Raw genomic sequence first — 15,687 nt, 5'->3', positions numbered from 1 at the left:
TGTACAACGCGCGCCTTTTGTGCTATGCTACCAGGCAGGTACGACATTGCTTCGTTCAGGGACAGCGCTATGGCCATAACCGATCGGATGCTCATTGGAGCGATTGCGAGCAACCCCGCAGATGTTCACGGCGCCGGCGAATACCGTTGCTGTCGCACATGCATGGTGATCTACTTCACATCAGCCAAAAACCCCGATACCGCCCATGAAGGGCACGACACATTCCCTCTGCCGGCGCTCAACCCTGATGGGTCCGGCAAACTTGTGCGCGCCTTCCAGCGCTATATCGAGCGCTGGTCGCCTGAGCGGCGCGAGCAGATCGAACGCTTTGCGCAGCGCAAAGGGTGGGATATGGCGATGGAGTTGAAGTACGGCGGCGGGGCGCTCGAAGACCACGAGGCTGCCGAATGGCAGGAGATCGTCAACGCGCGGCTTGAGCAACTGATGCGTCAGGCGCGCCAGCAGATCGAATCCGGCGCGCCGGTTCCACAATCAAAATAGCATCACGCCCGCTTCACGCGCCAGTTGACGCAAACGCTCACCGGCAGGCTTGCGCCCGTTCTTCTCCATCTGCTCCGCCAGTTCGTTCAGGCGCCTGACGAAGGCGGGCGTAATCATTGCCGGATTCTGGCGCAGCAGTTTCGTCGCCTCCTGTGGCGTCTCCGCCTGAAGCAACTGACTGATGAAGCGATCTTCGGGCGAAAGGGATTCTTCGACGATCTGGGTTGCCAGTTGCTCAATTGCGCGCAACCGTTCCGTCAGGTGATCCTGACCGCTGCGTTCAGCCGCTGCCAGGTTGGAGTGGAGCACCAGCATGAATGCCTCGTTGATCTCATCGCTGCGCTCGCGCAGCACCGTCGCCGGGTCTGCCGCATCGAGCGCTGCGCGCAGCAGGTTCGCGCCAGCGTCGAACAGTTCCTGCGCTTCCCGATCCATGCGCTCGACGGTTGCGAGAATAACGCTCCGCCGCGCCGTCAGGCGTTCAGCCGTCGCCCGGTCGCCGGACTGCTCCGCCTGATCGATGCGCGCAGTCCACTCCTCGAAGAAACTGTAGTCAATGGCGGGGCGCAGTTCAGCGATCAACCCTTCCAGTTCATCGTCATTCGCCGCTATCAGGCGCTCGACCGCTTCGGTTGTTGCAATATCGGGCGTATCGAGCGCTGCCTCCTCGCCTGCGCCGGCAAAACCGACCATTTCCGCCAGCCGCTGACGCAGCGCCATCAGAACCTGCGCCGAGTCATCGCGCCCCACCTGGCTGCTGGCAACGATAAACGCATCGAGGGTCGCAAAAAATGATTCGTCCAGCTGATCACGCTGTTGTTCGACAAGTGCGTTGAACGCCTCTTCGCCACGTTCGGCCGCTTCTGCCAGCTGCGCGATCAGATCGACACGCTGACGCTGAGCTTCGATCTTCTCGCGCGACACACCATCAGCTTCGAGAATGGCATCGATCAGCGAGTTGATCGTCAGAAAACGGCGCGGCGCCAGTAGATATGCGCGTGGCGCGTTCGGCGGCAGCGTGCGCATCACCAGCGCCGCAGCATCGCCGATAAAACGTTCCTGTTCCTCCTGACGGGCATTGAGTTGCTGCGGAATGTGCACGAGCGCCAGTTGTTTGGCGGCATCGTGGTAGAACAACGGCGCGCTGATCATGATCGCCATGCCGCAACTCGGGCAGATCGCAAGGTTCAACTGCCCGGCGATCAGACGCGCCTTCAATTCGGGATGCTGCACTGCATCGACAATCGTGACGATCGACGCACGAAGCGGTGTGCGGCAGGATGGACAGGTCAGCTGAACGACCTGCGCTGATGGACCCGTGGTCACACGATACCCTTTCAGAATCGCACGCGCCGGATGCACCGGCGCGGACGGATAACCAGTCATGAATATTATATCACGGATTGCGCGCCTGCGATTCTGGCATAATGGCATAACCACCGGCTTGACGGGCACAATCATGGGACGTATACTTCCAATGTTACGCAACAAAAATAACAAATGAAAGAGGAACCCATGCGCATTTACGGAAGCATTACCGAACTCGTGGGCAACACGCCGCTTGTGCGCCTGAACCGGGTGAACGACACCCACGCCACTGTCGTTGCCAAACTCGAATGGTTCAACCCCGCTGGCAGCGTCAAAGATCGCATCGGGCTGGCGATGATCGAAGCTGCCGAACGCGACGGCATCATCCGCCCTGGCGAGACGGTGATCGTCGAGCCGACGAGTGGAAACACCGGGATCGGGCTGGCATTCGTGGCGGCGGCAAAGGGATATAAAGTCATTCTGACGATGCCGGAGACGATGAGCATCGAGCGACGCAAACTGCTGCGCGGTTTCGGTGCTGAACTGGTGCTGACGCCCGGCGCAGAAGGGATGCGCGGCGCCATCGCGCAGGCGGAAGCGATTGCCGCTGAACTGCCGAATGCGTGGATTCCGCAGCAGTTCAAGAATCCTGCCAACCCTGAGATTCACCGCCGCACGACTGCCGAAGAACTGTGGCGCGACACCGACGGTCAGATCGATATTCTGGTGTCTGGGGTCGGCACCGGCGGAACGCTCACCGGTGTGTCGGAAGTGATCAAGCCGCGCAAGCCGTCGTTCTATGTCGTGGCAGTCGAACCGGAAGCATCGCCAGTCCTTTCGGGCGGGAAGCCCGGTCCGCACAAGATTCAAGGGATCGGCGCCGGTTTTATTCCCGACGTGCTCAACACACAGGCGTATGATGAAGTATTCCGTGTGTCAAATGAGCACGCCTTCGAGATGGCGCGTCGCCTGGCGCGCGAAGAAGGGTTGATGGTCGGCATCAGTTCAGGCGCGGCGGCGTATGCGGCGCTGGAAATTGCGCGACGCCCGGAGAACGCCGGTAAATTGATTGTGTTTATCTCTGCATCGAATGGGGAACGCTACCTGAGTACGCCGCTGTACGGCGATGATGTGTAAATGATGGTTCGACACAACCGTTTCTGGCTTCGGCGCGTATGGTGGTATAGAGAACCGGGAACCGGGAACCAGGAACTGAGAACCAGGAACCAGGAACCGAGAACTGAGAACTGAGAACCGGGGACTGAGAACCGGGAACTGAGAACCGGGAATTATCGCCATACCATATGGCTCGTGCAAGAGAGACGGACATGAACCGGATTCCTTCATCCGAGATTACGCCAGAGCATATCTACCGCTCGCGACGCCGGTTCCTGCGCGGGATCGGCGCTGTAGCGCTGGCAGGGTTGGGTATCGCCGCATGCGGCGATGCGTCAGTCCAATCGCCCGCCCTCACACCAGGACCGGTGTCGCAACAGACCGATGAGTTGGGTGATCCGCTCAACACCTACGAGCAGATCACCACGTACAACAACTTCTACGAATTCACGACGCAGAAAGAAGGCGTCGCCCAACTGGCGCGCAACTTCCGCACCTCGCCGTGGACGATCAGCATCGGCGGGTTGGTTCACAAACCGCAGACTATCGCCATCGAGGATATACTGAAGCGTTACCCTGCGGAAGAGCGCATTTACCGCCTGCGCTGCGTCGAGGGATGGTCGATGGTTATCCCATGGCTGGGATTCCCGCTGCGCCGATTGCTGGCGGATGTCGAACCGATGGCGGACGCGCGCTACGTCCGCTTCGAGACGCTCTACGACCCGGAACAGATGCCGGGGCAGCGGGATCGCTGGTACACCTGGCCCTACGTCGAAGGGCTGCGCCTCGATGAGGCGATGCACGATCTGACGATCCTGAGCGTCGGGCTGTACGGCAACCTGCTCCTGCCGCAGAACGGCGCGCCGCTGCGACTGGTCGTTCCGTGGAAATATGGGTTCAAGAGCATCAAATCAATCGTGAAGATCGACCTGGTTGCCGAACAACCAACGTCGCTCTGGATGGCTGCCGCCCCGCACGAGTACGGTTTCTACGCGAATGTCAACCCCAACGTCCCGCATCCGCGCTGGTCGCAGGCGACGGAGCGACGCATCGGCGAGTTCGAGCGCCGCCCGACGCTGCTGTTCAACGGGTATGCCGACCAGGTGGCGAGCCTCTACGCCGGGATGGATCTGCGGGTGAATTATTGAGGCGCGGGGCGTGAGGGGTTGAAGGTTGAACGTTGCACGTTGAATGTCGGACGACAACATGGAGGGGCGCAGCAGCGCGGCGCCCGAACCGGCAGCGGGGTTCACGGCGGCGGCGCGAGGCGCGAGGTGTGTATGGCTGAGTCTGAGACTCATCCCAACAACTGGACCCACGTCGTTCATCCGGCGGCACTGACGCCGCTGGCGCTGCTGATATGGGACGCACTCAGCGGGGGGCTGACGGTCAACCCGATCCAGGACCTGACCCAGCGCACCGGCTACACGGCGGTCATCCTGCTGATCCTGTCGCTTGGCTGCACGCCGTTGAGCACCGTGACCGGCTGGAAACGCATGATCGCCCTGCGCCGTCCGCTGGGTCTGTATGGATTTCTCTACGCCATCCTGCACATGCTCATCTTCGTGGCGCTCGATTTTGGTCTCAACCTGACGCTGATCATCCAGGAGATCGCCGAGAAACGGTACATTCTGGTCGGAACGCTGGCGCTGTTGATTCTGCTGCCGCTGGCGCTGACTTCAACGAAGGGATGGCAGCGTCGGCTTGGTCGAAACTGGAAGCGGCTGCACCGTCTGGCGTACCTGGCGGTTCCATTGGCGATTGTCCACTACGCCTGGGCGCAGAAGAGCGACATCCGCCAGCCTCTGTTGCTGGGTGCGGCGGTTGCGCTCCTGCTGGTGCTGCGTCTCCCACCGTTGCGCCGCCGGATCGAAACGTGGCGTCGCGCACTCGTCGCGCGGCGGCAACCGGCGTCTCACAGGCATGCCTCTGTCGGTGAAGCGCGACGGTCGGATGGGGGATGAGGCGGAGGAGTAATGCTACCAACCCGTGGTCGCCTTTAGCGCGTAGATGGCTGCCTGCATGCGATCTTTCAACCCAGGTTTCAGCAGGATGTTGCCAACGTGAGTTTTGACCGTTTTCTCGCTCAGGTGCAACTGCGCTGCAATTTCCTGGTTATCCCGACCCCCGACGATTATAGCAGTTCTCAGATACGTTGACCCGTGTCTGGATTGCTAGAGCTTTCCATCGTCGTGCGCCGCAGCGGGCTGATGGAGATTGAGAAATAAATCCGCTATCCCGCGTGTGCCGTCGGGCTGAAGCCCTCGGCTATCCAAGGCGAAGCCCGCCTGCGCGGGCTAGAGCGGATTATCAAAGACCATAAGCCCTGGCTGAGGTCGGGCAAGCGCTGCGGGCTGGATTAACCCGGCGCCCCCGGCATAGGGAAGGGTGACGGACACGCCAGCCCCGTAGGGGCTTCCACGCGCTCAGGGAGGGCTTGAGCCCGCACGAGCGGAGTCACGCCCGACGACGACGATGGCGGATGGCTTCTCTCCGACCGCCATGCAAGGCGGTCGCCGCATTGGGAACGCGCGAGGGACTGCGCTTGTCCCAGGAGGTTCAACCTCTATGAGAACCGCTATAGTTTGAGCGCCTCGAATTCGCGGATGGTAAGGACATCGGGCGACCGCCGCACGCCCCGCACTTCTTTCATCAGTCGCCAGGCGACGCGCGGATGCAGATGCGCCTCTCAATGACCTCTTTTCCAACATTGCACCCCCCGACGCATGAAGCCATCATCGCGCCGCACATATCGTCCACGTTTGAAGGCATAAAACACAATGCTCAGGGAGCATGTGATATACTGCACATCACCGCTGATACCGCCAGGCAACCAGACCCAGGGGGCGCGACACGTGGCGCGTGTATGTCAATTGGCGCATTGCATCGTCCGGAGGCGCAGATCGGTGGAGACGCCGTGCGCTTCCATGACAGCGTTCGTCGTTACTCTTGCGATTGTGGCATTGCCGCTGCTCTGCGTGCTGCATTGCCAGATGCCTTCCGCTCCGGTTCAGGACGCGCTGCGTCCCTTCCTGTTCCTCTGTCATCTGGTTCCCGGCTTTGCAGAGATCTCTCCGTCGTCTGCGGTCGATTCCGCCAGATCGCTGTCGCCGACGATCCGCGCCGTGTACGACTGTGTGATGGCGTCAGCGCTTGCCGTTGCGTATCTGCTGCTGGCGCTGGCGTATGACCCTGATGGCGAAATGCCCTACCGCTTCTTCGCCTTCCCTCCGCCATCTCCTCCTCCCAGGACCTGACAGATGCCGACACGCAAGGCGGAGTGCGCCCGGCGCCAGCCAGGCTGGCGGGTTCCGTTTTGGCGCGCTTTGCGGCAGGCTGGAAGCGCTGCCGCAGGTCTGGAGTCCCTTCTGATCGACGCAACGATGTCATGAAACCCGACTGACAGACTGATAACCTGACATGATGAACTTCCTGGAGGAGTGTCGCTATGGTATCTCTGACTCGTATGGTGCGCGTGGGTGTGGTGCTGGTCGCGCTGATAACAGGATTCGTGGGCGCGCGCAGTGCGCTGGCGCACGCCGACTATGTTTCGTCCGATCCGCCAGCTGACGGAACGGTAACCACTGCTCCGGAGCGGGTCGTGATCGTCTTTTCGCAAGAACTGAAGCCGGAAGGCAACACCATTCGCGTTACCGACGCACGAGGCAATCAGGTTGATCGCGGTGATACCGCGCTGGATCGTACCGACCCGAATCGCAAAACGCTGGTTGTCTCGCTGAACCCCGGTCTAAGCGACGGGTTGTACACGGTGAACTGGAAGAACGCCAGCACGGATGGTCACAGCGAGACAGGACGCTTCCGCTTCCGGATCAGCAGCGGTACGGCAGCGCCTGCGCCACTCCCGGCAACGTCTGGCAGTGAATTGCCCTGGTTGATCATTGCGTCGGGCGCAGGCTTGCTGCTGATCGGAGCGCTGGTGCGCCGCCACGCATTGCGCTGGTCGTAGCATCCGCCATTGTTCGGGCGCATAGCGGTTTGGTTGATGGTTGAGCATGTCTCAGGCAAGCTCGTGAAGAAGAATAGAAACCGGTATGCGCCCCTCGCCGCCGGGCTAATGTAGCTAATGTAAGAATAGAAACCGATATGCGCCCCTTGCCGTGGGTCTGATGAAGATTGAGAATTAAATCCGGTATACGTCCTTGCCGTGGGGCTCATGGAGATTGAAAATTAAATCCGCTATACTGCGCTAGCCGTGGGGCTGAAGCCCTCGGCTAGCCAGGGCGAAGCCCGCCTGCGCGGGCTATACCGGATTATTTATTCAAAGACCATAAGCCCTCGGCTAGCCAGGGCGAAGCCCGCCTGCGCGGGCTATGCCGGGTTTCGTAAGAGCACGGGGCAATCCTCGGATTGTGCCGTGTATGATCGCTATGATTCGTCGATCAGTCATCATCGCCGGTCTCCTCTTCGCGCTCAGCAGCGCGATGGCGGTGTACGCCCATCCTCAGATCGTATCCGTTGAACCTGCACCCAATGCCCGCCTCGAACAGGCGCCGGAGCGGGTGCGGATCACGTTCAACGAACCGATTGAGGATGCATTTGCGTCGATCCAGGTCCTCGACGCGACCGGACGCGCGGTTGATCGCGGCGATGGTAGACGGGCGCAGGACGATCCGACAACGCTGAGCGCCAGTCTGCCGCCGCTCGAACCTGGCGTGTATACGGTTGTGTGGCGGGTGGTGGGGCGTGACGGGCATCTGGTGAAGGGAAATTTCGCCTTCAGTATCGCTGGCGCACCATCGGGGGAACCTTCGCCGTTCGTTCCTTCCCCGCCGCCAACTACGCTTCCGACCGAAGCGGGGCATGCCGTCGATCAACCGGCGCCTTCGCGCTCGTCGGATCCACTGCCAGACGCGGCGCTGGCAGTGTTGCGCAGCGTGATGCTGATCGGCGCAGTCGTGGCTGTCGGCGGAATGTTCTGCCTGTATGTGATCGCAGTGCCGGGAAATGGGCGTTTCACGCGACGGATGTATCTGCTGGTGGTCGGCGCATTGCTAACGCTGCTTGTCGCAACGCTGGCATTCTTCGCAGTGCACACGCTGGCGATTGCCGGGCGCATCACTCCAGATGCGCTGGTTGCTGTTGCACGCGATACACGCCTGGGACAGGCACTTGTCGCCCGCACGATCCTGACGCTGATCACGCTGTTGCTCTCCAACTGGAGACCACAGTGGGCACTGGCGCTGTCTGGCGTGCTGATGCTGTTGACATTTTCCGTAAGCGGACATCCTGCCGCTACAGAGACCCCACTGGCATCCATCCTCCTCGACTGGATCCACCTGGCAGCGGCGGCAATCTGGGTTGGAGGGCTCGCAGCACTCGCGCTGGCGCTCCTTCAAACCGGCGAGGAGGTCAACAGCGCGCCTGACCTGCATCCATTCCGCACAGCGCTGACCCGTTTCTCCCGACTTGCCCTCGGATCAGCGGCGGCGCTGGCGATCAGCGGCGTGATTGCGGCGCTGTCGTACCTGCGCACCGTCAGCGACCTGTGGTTGACCGACTATGGGCGCGCGCTGCTGGCGAAGAGCGCTCTCTTCGGGCTTCTGATCGGTTTTGGCGCATACCACGCACTGCTGCTGCGACGAGAAACGGCGTGGCGTCCAGGAGAAAAAGTACGTGCGCTCGTCCGGCGATTCCGCCGTTCGCTTCCGCTGGAAGCAACGATTGCCATTGTCGTGGTCGGCATTGCCGGGGTCCTGACCAGCCTGCCGCATCCGGGCGCAGTGGTTATGCCGACCCATGCCATTGCACCGACGGTCGTAGCGCCCATTCCGACCATAATCGTCATGCCGACGCCGCTGCCGCCACCAACGCCTCAACCTTTCATCGCCACCCAGCCAGCTGGCGATCTGCGCGTCACCCTTCGGATCGAACCGGCTGTCCCCGGTCGCAATCAGGTGCACATCCTTATCACCGATGCACAGAACCGCTCGCATGACGTGCAGCGTGTGCGCGTGACGCTACGGATGCGCGACCAGGATATTGGCGAAACGTCGGTCATCGCTGAACCTGACGGTCGAGGGACATATGTTGTTCGCAACCAGGTGATCGGCATCGCGGGGGTCTGGCAGGTGCAGGTGCAGGTGCGGCGCATCGACGCTGATGATGTAACCGCCGATTTCCAATTGTTGATCAACAGATAGATGCCAGAAAACAGGTGCGCATTGCAGAACGATCAAGGCAACGCATTCACGCAGGGTGAAGATGCGTCAACGTCTGGGGAGTTGCACACGCAGGAGAGATGTGCTACTATACAGCCGTTGATCTTTGTGATAAATCGCACATGGTAGTGACTGATGCACAGGTGAAGAGTCTGCCTGAACAGGCATGGTCGATCGTTCAGGCAGGAACGCCTGCCACACGCAGAGCCGCGCGACACCTTCCGGCGCTGCTGCTGATCTGGAGTATTGCGCTGCACGCTCCGCTCTGTTGCATTATTCATTGCCACATCGCTCCCCTGATCGTCACGCGCTCGCCGGTACAGCAGGCGCCACTCTTTACCTGCGTATTCGAGTACGTTACCGATACATACCCATCGCTACCGCCGGTCTCGACGCTTCCGCCGGTCGTCTACGCAGCAATCGTGACAATCCCGATGTTGTTGATTGTCTTCCTGATGGCAGTCGGCTGGCTGATACCCGTTCATCATACCTACACCCATCTCCTGGCGCCTCCTCCAACTCCTCCTCCTCGCAGTGCATGATGTGCTGGCAGTCGAACCCACAGGAATGAAGAGCACAATAGCGCCTCATACTACCATGGGTTCAGGATCAACCTCACTGTTTCCTGGGTCTATCAACTGTTACACCTGATCTGGAGGAAGCCATGAATCGCACATATACAATCACATTTGCCTGTCTGATGGCTCTGGTGCTGGCGCTATCCGCATGCGGCGGGCAGAGCGGACCTGCACCGAGTGCAGCGGCAGAACCGCTGGCACGCACAATCTCAGCCAATGGCGACCCTGAGAAGGGCAGGCTCTACTACGAGAACCAAGGGGGATGCCTGGCATGCCACTCGACCGGCGTCGATAAACTGGTGGGACCAGGGCTTGCTGGTGTGATGACAACCGCAGGTCCGGTCTACCCTGAAGGGGTCAATTACCGCGGGAACCTGCCAAATGGTCAGCCGCGCACTGAGGAGAACATCGCGGCGTGGATCCGCAGCGGCGGTCAGGGGCAGATTGGCGTGATGTCGCCCCACGAAATGAGCGACGAAGACATGGCGAATCTGCTGGCATACCTGCACACCCTGAAGCGACCGTAGGGATCATGCACACCTGATGCGAGGAGGAACGACGTGTGAGATCTCCGCATCTCACACGTCCTGCACCCAGGGTCATCAGCAGCGATGCACAGCGTGGATCGCGGGGGGCGGCATACGCTTTTCTGCTCCGGCAGGACGATAGCGCCTGTTATGTCCTGTACGCCTGAAACGAACGCTCCATCCGCACCCCTCGTGAGATGTTTCATATCAAATCTGGTAGAACACGCTGCGCGTTCCACCGGTGTTCGTTTACCATCCGCGCTGGTTGCCCTGGAGCGAGGGCGTCCCGCTCTCGTGGGGCAGTCGAGGGCACAATGCTCTCACTCCCGTGATGAGTCACATTGCTGCGTGCGGGCGCGACGCCTGCACACCCGGCTGCACTCGTGTTCCCGTCGGTGTCCGGTTCTTGCTGGATCGCCAGCTGGCGGAATGATCTTTTCTATCAACGGCGCAATATGTCACGTGAGGCGGACGCAGCAGTGCTGTTGGTGACGATACGTCCAGCCCACGCGACGGGTTTCTCGATAGACGTGCTGTTCGACGCGGTTCTCGCTGCGTTGCGGTCAGAAAGAGTTGTGCGATGAATCAGGGATTGTGCGCACTGATACGATCAAAGCGCCTGCTATCGTTCTGCAGGCGGCGGTTGGGGGTCAGTCTGCTCATGGGGTTGATCGTTCTATGGCCCGTCGCGGCGCCGGGCGCGGCGACCGGACAACCGGCGCTGCACACCCTTGTGACAACCCAGGTGCGCCGTCTCTGGGAGCGTGATGTGCCCTTCGTGCTGCGCAGCATCGGGGTGATCCATCAACCGCCGGAGTATGTTGCCCGTCAGGCGCTCTTTGCGCTCGACCGTCACGATCTCGCCGGAGTCATGCGATTTGTCGATCACAGTGCGCCTTCAGTGCACGAGCAGGTCAGTGAGGCGCTGCGTCACTGGCCCCCTGGCGCTCTTCGTCAACCGGGGGTCTGGGGATGTATTGGACCGTATCAGCAGGAGCCATGGCTCAAATCGATTCCCGAAGGGAGTATACGCCGTGTTCCTGTCGCACTCTCACGATCCGGCGAGACGCATGAACTGATCCTGACGCTGCACTTCGGCAAACAACGCGGATGGCGGATCATCGGGGCGCATTATCTTCAACCGATGTCCCATCGTTCTCCGTGAACCACCGGACAATCGGATGCGTGCAAAATCGGGTACAATAAGAGGTACTCATCCGTTCGTCCAGAAGAAAGGAGATATCGATGACGCCACGGAAACGCACGGTTGCAATCCTGATCTTCGACGACGTTGAGTTGCTCGATTTTGCCGGTCCGTTCGAGGTGTTCAGTTCGGTGCGCAACCTGACCGGTGATCACGAGCGGTTGATGGATGTTTTTGCGGTCGCCGAGTCGCTGACGCCGGTGCGATGCCGGAACGGGCTGGTCGTTCAACCGGAACGAACGATTGACGAGTGCCCGCCGGTCGATGTGCTGGTCATTCCGGGAGGAGCGGGGGTGCGTCCTGCGCTGGAGCGAAGCAATCTGGTCGAATGGGTTCGCACCCGCGCGCAGGAAGTCGAACTGACGGTGAGCGTCTGCACCGGCAGTTTTCTGCTGGCGCAGGCCGGGTTGCTCAGCGGTCGCCCGGCGACGACGCACTGGGAACGCATCAACGAGATGCGAGAGCGCTTCCCCGATGTCGAAATCGTCGAAGATGAGCGTTGGGTCGATACCGGCGAGATCATCACCGCCGCCGGAGTCAGCGCCGGCATCGATGTTGCGCTGCATGTGGTACGCCGGTTGTACGGCGCCGACGTGGCGCGCGCGACGGCGCTCGGCATTGAGTACGATTACTGGGAGTGACCGCCATTTTCGCGCACGATAGCGATCACGTCGATCTCCACCTGCGCGCCGCCGATCAATTCTTTGACCCCGATCGTGCGGCGCGTCGGGTAGGGCGGGTGAAAGTACTCACGGTAGAGTCGATCCATCTCGGTATACTTCTGGATGTCGGTCAACGACACATTCACCCGCACCACATCGCGCAATGTGCAGCCCGCAGCCGCCAGCACTGCGATAATGTTGTGCATTGCCTGGCGAAATTCGGCTTCGAAGCCGCCAGCAATAATGCCCGCGTGGCTGGGATGCAATCCCATATAACTGGACGTGATCACCATATCGCCGATGCGGATCGCCTGATCGTAAGCGCCGTGCGGCACCGGGGCAGCGTCGGTGAGGATGTGGATGTGTTCCACGGCGAATCTCCTGTGATTGCGCATCAAATGGCGCGCGAAGTTCTCGCTGCGCCTGCAACGACACTCTGAGTGAAACTATGGTACCATATCTCTGCGATCCCCTTATAATGCGAATACGAAGAGAGGAGCACAGATATGGCAACACTGGTGCAAATTGTTGCGGAGAAGGCGGGTATTTCCGAGGCGCAGGCGCAGACGGCGGTCAGGGCAGTGGCGGACTTTCTGAAAGAGAAACTGCCGGCGCCGGTCGCCGGGCAGGTCGATGCGGTGCTTTCCGCCGATGTGAGCGGCGTGGCAGGGGCGGCCGAGTCGGTCATCAAAGGTCTCGGCGGGTTGATGGGCGGCGAAAAGAAAGGGTGAAGGAAGGTTGAAGGTTGGAAGGTTGAAGGTTGGAAGGTTGAAGGTTGGAAGGTTGAAGGTTGGAAGGTTGAAGGTTGGAAGGTTGAAGGTTGAAGGTTGAAGGTTGAAGGTTGAAGGTTGAAGGTTGGAAGGTTGAAGGTTGAAGGTTGAAGGTTGAAGGTTGAAGGTTGAAGGTTGGAAGGTTGAAGGTTGAAGGTTGGAACGTTGAACGTTCAACGTTGAACGTTCACGTCATACAACCATCCCCAGCGCCAGCAGCAGACCGAAGATCAGGTGCAGGCGGGCGGTTCCTTTGAGCGCTGGATTCAACGCCCGCCCTTCAGCCGTGAGCATGGTGCGCAACGGTGCAATCGCCAGCGGCGCTGCGAGCCATGCCAGCAACACCCATGGTCCGGTCAACCCGCCGATCCAGAGAAGCGGCGGCGCCAGGAATGCCCCGACGACGAGCAGTGCATACTCCGCGCGCGTTGCCCGCGCCCCAATCATGACTGCCAGCGTGCGTTTGCTCGCCCGGCGATCAGTGGCAATATCGCGCAGATTGTTCACCACGATGATCGCCGTTACCAGCATTGCCACCGGCGCCGACGCCGCCCACGCCAGCGGCGGAACCGTACCGGCGTGCAGGTAGGCGGTCGCAGTCACCGCGATAATCCCGAAGAAAATGAAGGTGAACAGATCACCCAGCCCGTGATAGCCGAGGGGCCAGGGTCCCCCGGTGTAGAGCACCCCGGCTGCAATCGAGAGGACGCCGATCACCAGAATAGGCCAACCGCCGACGACGATCAGGTAGACGCCGATGAGCGCCGCCGCGCCAAACGTTGCGATCATGCCATTCCGCACCGTTTCCGGCGCCAGGAGCCCCGCCTGTGTCACCCGCGTCGGACCCAGACGTTCTTCCGTATCCGCACCCTTGCGAAAGTCGAAGTAATCATTCGCCAGGTTCGTCCCGATCTGAATCAGGAGCGCCGCGACCAGCGCGGCGATGAAAGGTCCCCAGCGAAAACTGCCGGTTGCCAGCGCCGCTGCCGATCCAACGACCACGGGAGTGACCGCTGCCGGCAGAGTCTGCGGGCGCGCAGCGAGAACCCAGGCTCGTATGCGCCCGGGATGCGATGGGGAGAGAGGAATGCTCATAAGCGAGTGTGTGATCTCTCTGTGCTTCCGAAACATTCTTTTTTCATGATACCACGTGATGAGGGGTTAGGAGTTATATCCTTTGCCTCTCGCCGCATCCCCCCTCGCCGCTCGCCGCTCGCCTCTTCCCTCGCGCCTCTTCCCTCGTGCCTTTTCCCTCTCGCCTCTCGCCTTATCCCCTCTCGCCTCTCGCCTCATCCTCTCTCGCCTCATCCCCGCTCGCCTCGCCCCTCTCCCCAAACCCTTGAGGTCGGGCGGAGTCCCCCGGCGCGGGCGCACACGCCAGTGCGGGCGCACATGTCGGTGCACCCCTCCACGTTGTCATCCCACGTTCAACGTGCAACGTTCAACCTTCAACCCCTCACGCCCCATCCCCTCTCGCCCCTCGCCTCACGCCTCTTCCCCCCTCGCCTCTCACACCCACATTCGACATTTTCGCTCACATGTCCTATACTCATCATGCTTCGATGGCGGAAAGGAGCAGAGCGCCAATGCCACTCGATCTGACCGAACTGAGTCGTCAGGTGCGCGCCATGAGCAGCGCGCTGCAACGCAACGCGCCCGATCTGGCGCAACGGCGCGCACAGGCGCTGGAACGCTACCTGCGCGAGGCGCCCGCCCACGCAACGTGGGCGCAGGCAGCCGATCTCAGTCGTGAGGGGAGCGCCTGGCTGCTGGCGCGCCCGGTCGAACCGCTCAACACGGTGCGCAATGCGCCGCCGCATCCGACAGACTACGCGGTGATTGCAACCGACGGGTCGCATATCGATAGTGACCGACACGGCGCCGCGCTCTGTTATGTGCTCAACATCGGACGGGTCTACCTGCGGTATGGCGCCCATCCAGCGGCAAAACTGTCGTCGCGCCCGATGCTCCGCTTCCGTGATGAGGATCTGTACCTGATCGACGGCATGCGCCGTGTCTTGATCGAGGGAAACTATCTCAGCGCACAGCGCGATGTCGCCGAGGGCGTCGAACTCGTTGCGCTCGCCGATGAGTTTCTGGCGAAGGATACAGGCGCCATGCCGTCGCTGGCGCTGCAGGACGGCACACTGGTGCGTTGGACGCTGGCAGGCGCCGAGTCGTTCGTGCGCGAGCGCTTTTTGCGCCCGTACCTGGGCTACCTGGACGATATGAGCAAACGTGGAATACCGGTCGCCTCATACATCAGTCGTCCGCGCTCCCCCGAAGTCACTGGCGTGATCCGCCTGATGTTCTGCCCCGATGTATGCGTGGCGGAGGATCGCGGCGCAACGTGCAGCGTCTGTAGCGATGCCGCCGCCGGGCGCACGCCGTCGTGCTTTGTGTGTGAGGGGTTGAGCGACGCCGATATTCTGGCGGATATGCTGGACGAAGGGCAACGCGGACCGCTGTTCGTCTCGATGTCACGGATCAACATCGAGTCCTACGGCGATCATCTGATCCATTTCTTCTATATGCGGGTCGGGCGGGAGATCGCGCGCGTCGAAATTCCGCGCTGGGTTGCGAACGACGCCGATCTGTGCGACCGGGTGCACGCCCTGGTGTATGACCAGTGTCTCAAGGGGCAGGGGTACCCTGTGGCGCTGGCGCGCGCTCACGAGCAGGCAGTGGTGCGCGCCGCCGACCGACGCGCTTTTGAGCGGATGGTTGAACAGACCCTGCAACGCGCCGAACTTCCTGCAACATCGTCGCGCAAGGCGGAGGCGAAAGAACGACCGGCGTGGTAGAAGGTTGAAGGTTGAAGGTTGGGGGTTGAACCTACCGT

At 61.0% G+C, this 15,687-nt stretch carries 18 protein-coding genes; 14 read left to right on the top strand and 4 right to left on the bottom strand.

Annotated elements, in window-relative coordinates; all coding sequences use genetic code 11:
- Nucleotides 1-69: 69 nt before the first annotated feature.
- Nucleotides 70-501 carry a hypothetical protein gene (locus ROSERS_RS07795; protein WP_011956252.1) on the top strand — a complete coding sequence of 144 codons (432 nt, stop codon included), beginning with the start codon at nt 70-72 and terminating at the stop codon, nt 499-501.
- Here the strand turns inward: ROSERS_RS07795 and ROSERS_RS07790 are convergent.
- Nucleotides 493-1,887, bottom strand: coding sequence for a CpXC domain-containing protein (locus tag ROSERS_RS07790; protein ID WP_011956251.1), 1,395 nt, complete (start codon nt 1,885-1,887; stop codon nt 493-495). The genes ROSERS_RS07795 and ROSERS_RS07790 overlap by 9 nt on opposite strands.
- A gap of 129 nt (nt 1,888-2,016) precedes the next feature.
- Between ROSERS_RS07790 and cysK the strand changes: the two genes are divergently transcribed.
- The 3 genes from cysK (at nt 2,017) to ROSERS_RS07775 (ending at nt 4,889) form a co-directional block, all read left to right on the top strand.
- On the top strand, nt 2,017-2,946 hold the full coding sequence (gene cysK, locus ROSERS_RS07785; protein WP_011956250.1) for a cysteine synthase A: 930 nt from the start codon (nt 2,017-2,019) through the stop codon (nt 2,944-2,946).
- A 191-nt stretch (nt 2,947-3,137) separates the two neighbouring features.
- Nucleotides 3,138-4,073, top strand: a complete 936-nt coding sequence (msrP, locus tag ROSERS_RS07780) for a protein-methionine-sulfoxide reductase catalytic subunit MsrP (protein WP_041333300.1) — start codon at nt 3,138-3,140, stop codon at nt 4,071-4,073.
- 132 nt (nt 4,074-4,205) lie between these two features.
- On the top strand, nt 4,206-4,889 hold the full coding sequence (locus ROSERS_RS07775) for a sulfite oxidase heme-binding subunit YedZ (protein ID WP_011956248.1): 684 nt from the start codon (nt 4,206-4,208) through the stop codon (nt 4,887-4,889).
- Nucleotides 4,890-4,904: 15 nt separating this feature from the next.
- Here the strand turns inward: ROSERS_RS07775 and ROSERS_RS24880 are convergent, their stop codons facing one another.
- Nucleotides 4,905-5,060: a response regulator transcription factor gene (locus tag ROSERS_RS24880; protein ID WP_442969652.1), complete on the bottom strand. Its 156-nt coding sequence runs from the start codon at nt 5,058-5,060 to the stop codon at nt 4,905-4,907.
- Between the two features lie 792 nt (nt 5,061-5,852).
- Between ROSERS_RS24880 and ROSERS_RS07770 the strand changes: the two genes are divergently transcribed.
- The 8 genes from ROSERS_RS07770 (at nt 5,853) to ROSERS_RS07740 (ending at nt 12,054) form a co-directional block, all read left to right on the top strand.
- Nucleotides 5,853-6,182 (top strand): hypothetical protein, encoded by a 330-nt coding sequence (locus tag ROSERS_RS07770; RefSeq protein WP_041333297.1) that lies wholly within the window; start codon nt 5,853-5,855, stop codon nt 6,180-6,182.
- 191 nt (nt 6,183-6,373) lie between these two features.
- On the top strand, nt 6,374-6,892 hold the full coding sequence (locus ROSERS_RS07765) for a copper resistance CopC family protein (RefSeq protein WP_011956246.1): 519 nt from the start codon (nt 6,374-6,376) through the stop codon (nt 6,890-6,892).
- Between the two features lie 412 nt (nt 6,893-7,304).
- Nucleotides 7,305-9,086, top strand: a complete 1,782-nt coding sequence (locus tag ROSERS_RS07760; RefSeq protein WP_157041003.1) for a copper resistance CopC/CopD family protein — start codon at nt 7,305-7,307, stop codon at nt 9,084-9,086.
- A 98-nt stretch (nt 9,087-9,184) separates the two neighbouring features.
- A complete protein-coding gene (locus ROSERS_RS07755) occupies nt 9,185-9,646 on the top strand; it encodes a hypothetical protein (protein WP_011956244.1) in 462 nt (153 codons plus the stop codon).
- A 122-nt stretch (nt 9,647-9,768) separates the two neighbouring features.
- The gene (locus tag ROSERS_RS07750) at nt 9,769-10,209 is read left to right on the top strand and encodes a c-type cytochrome (RefSeq protein WP_011956243.1); all 441 of its coding nucleotides are present in this window, start codon (nt 9,769-9,771) and stop codon (nt 10,207-10,209) included.
- A gap of 35 nt (nt 10,210-10,244) precedes the next feature.
- Nucleotides 10,245-10,376, top strand: a complete 132-nt coding sequence (locus ROSERS_RS27150) for a hypothetical protein (RefSeq protein WP_269627786.1) — start codon at nt 10,245-10,247, stop codon at nt 10,374-10,376.
- Nucleotides 10,377-10,789: 413 nt separating this feature from the next.
- Nucleotides 10,790-11,374 (top strand): hypothetical protein, encoded by a 585-nt coding sequence (locus tag ROSERS_RS07745; RefSeq protein ID WP_011956241.1) that lies wholly within the window; start codon nt 10,790-10,792, stop codon nt 11,372-11,374.
- A gap of 80 nt (nt 11,375-11,454) precedes the next feature.
- Entirely contained in the window at nt 11,455-12,054 is a 600-nt protein-coding gene (locus tag ROSERS_RS07740; protein ID WP_011956240.1) for a DJ-1/PfpI family protein, read from the top strand.
- Here the strand turns inward: ROSERS_RS07740 and ROSERS_RS07735 are convergent.
- The gene (locus tag ROSERS_RS07735) at nt 12,042-12,446 is read right to left on the bottom strand and encodes a RidA family protein (protein WP_011956239.1); all 405 of its coding nucleotides are present in this window, start codon (nt 12,444-12,446) and stop codon (nt 12,042-12,044) included. The two genes, ROSERS_RS07740 and ROSERS_RS07735, sit on opposite strands and share 13 nt — an antisense overlap.
- Before the next feature lie 135 nt (nt 12,447-12,581).
- On the opposite strand from ROSERS_RS07735, the gene ROSERS_RS07730 reads away from it, so the two are divergent.
- Nucleotides 12,582-12,806, top strand: coding sequence for a DUF2267 domain-containing protein (locus ROSERS_RS07730; RefSeq protein ID WP_011956238.1), 225 nt, complete (start codon nt 12,582-12,584; stop codon nt 12,804-12,806).
- Between the two features lie 231 nt (nt 12,807-13,037).
- Here ROSERS_RS07730 and ROSERS_RS07725 read toward each other — a convergent pair whose 3' ends face one another.
- Nucleotides 13,038-13,940 (bottom strand): 1,4-dihydroxy-2-naphthoate polyprenyltransferase, encoded by a 903-nt coding sequence (locus ROSERS_RS07725; RefSeq protein ID WP_041333293.1) that lies wholly within the window; start codon nt 13,938-13,940, stop codon nt 13,038-13,040.
- Nucleotides 13,941-14,431: 491 nt separating this feature from the next.
- Between ROSERS_RS07725 and ROSERS_RS07720 the strand changes: the two genes are divergently transcribed.
- Entirely contained in the window at nt 14,432-15,649 is a 1,218-nt protein-coding gene (locus tag ROSERS_RS07720) for a DNA double-strand break repair nuclease NurA (RefSeq protein WP_011956236.1), read from the top strand.
- Nucleotides 15,650-15,687: the final 38 nt, after the last annotated feature.

The sequence above is a fragment of the Roseiflexus sp. RS-1 genome, from assembly GCF_000016665.1.
GTDB lineage: Bacteria > Chloroflexota > Chloroflexia > Chloroflexales > Roseiflexaceae > Roseiflexus.
The sequence above is the reverse complement of the archived record's forward strand: the minus strand, read 5'-3'. Positions and strand labels throughout refer to the sequence as shown.

Excerpts from the sequence above, each read along its gene's own strand:
- ROSERS_RS07795 (WP_011956252.1), top strand. The coding sequence starts at position 70 with ATGGCCATAACCGATCGGATGCTCATTGGAGCGATTGCGAGCAACCCC.
- ROSERS_RS07790 (WP_011956251.1), bottom strand. The coding sequence starts at position 1,887 with ATGACTGGTTATCCGTCCGCGCCGGTGCATCCGGCGCGTGCGATTCTG.
- cysK (WP_011956250.1), top strand. The coding sequence starts at position 2,017 with ATGCGCATTTACGGAAGCATTACCGAACTCGTGGGCAACACGCCGCTT.
- msrP (WP_041333300.1), top strand. The coding sequence starts at position 3,138 with ATGAACCGGATTCCTTCATCCGAGATTACGCCAGAGCATATCTACCGC.
- ROSERS_RS07775 (WP_011956248.1), top strand. The coding sequence starts at position 4,206 with ATGGCTGAGTCTGAGACTCATCCCAACAACTGGACCCACGTCGTTCAT.
- ROSERS_RS07770 (WP_041333297.1), top strand. The coding sequence starts at position 5,853 with ATGACAGCGTTCGTCGTTACTCTTGCGATTGTGGCATTGCCGCTGCTC.
- ROSERS_RS07765 (WP_011956246.1), top strand. The coding sequence starts at position 6,374 with ATGGTATCTCTGACTCGTATGGTGCGCGTGGGTGTGGTGCTGGTCGCG.
- ROSERS_RS07760 (WP_157041003.1), top strand. The coding sequence starts at position 7,305 with ATGATCGCTATGATTCGTCGATCAGTCATCATCGCCGGTCTCCTCTTC.
- ROSERS_RS07755 (WP_011956244.1), top strand. The coding sequence starts at position 9,185 with ATGTGCTACTATACAGCCGTTGATCTTTGTGATAAATCGCACATGGTA.
- ROSERS_RS07750 (WP_011956243.1), top strand. The coding sequence starts at position 9,769 with ATGAATCGCACATATACAATCACATTTGCCTGTCTGATGGCTCTGGTG.
- ROSERS_RS07745 (WP_011956241.1), top strand. The coding sequence starts at position 10,790 with ATGAATCAGGGATTGTGCGCACTGATACGATCAAAGCGCCTGCTATCG.
- ROSERS_RS07740 (WP_011956240.1), top strand. The coding sequence starts at position 11,455 with ATGACGCCACGGAAACGCACGGTTGCAATCCTGATCTTCGACGACGTT.
- ROSERS_RS07730 (WP_011956238.1), top strand. The coding sequence starts at position 12,582 with ATGGCAACACTGGTGCAAATTGTTGCGGAGAAGGCGGGTATTTCCGAG.
- ROSERS_RS07725 (WP_041333293.1), bottom strand. The coding sequence starts at position 13,940 with ATGAGCATTCCTCTCTCCCCATCGCATCCCGGGCGCATACGAGCCTGG.
- ROSERS_RS07720 (WP_011956236.1), top strand. The coding sequence starts at position 14,432 with ATGCCACTCGATCTGACCGAACTGAGTCGTCAGGTGCGCGCCATGAGC.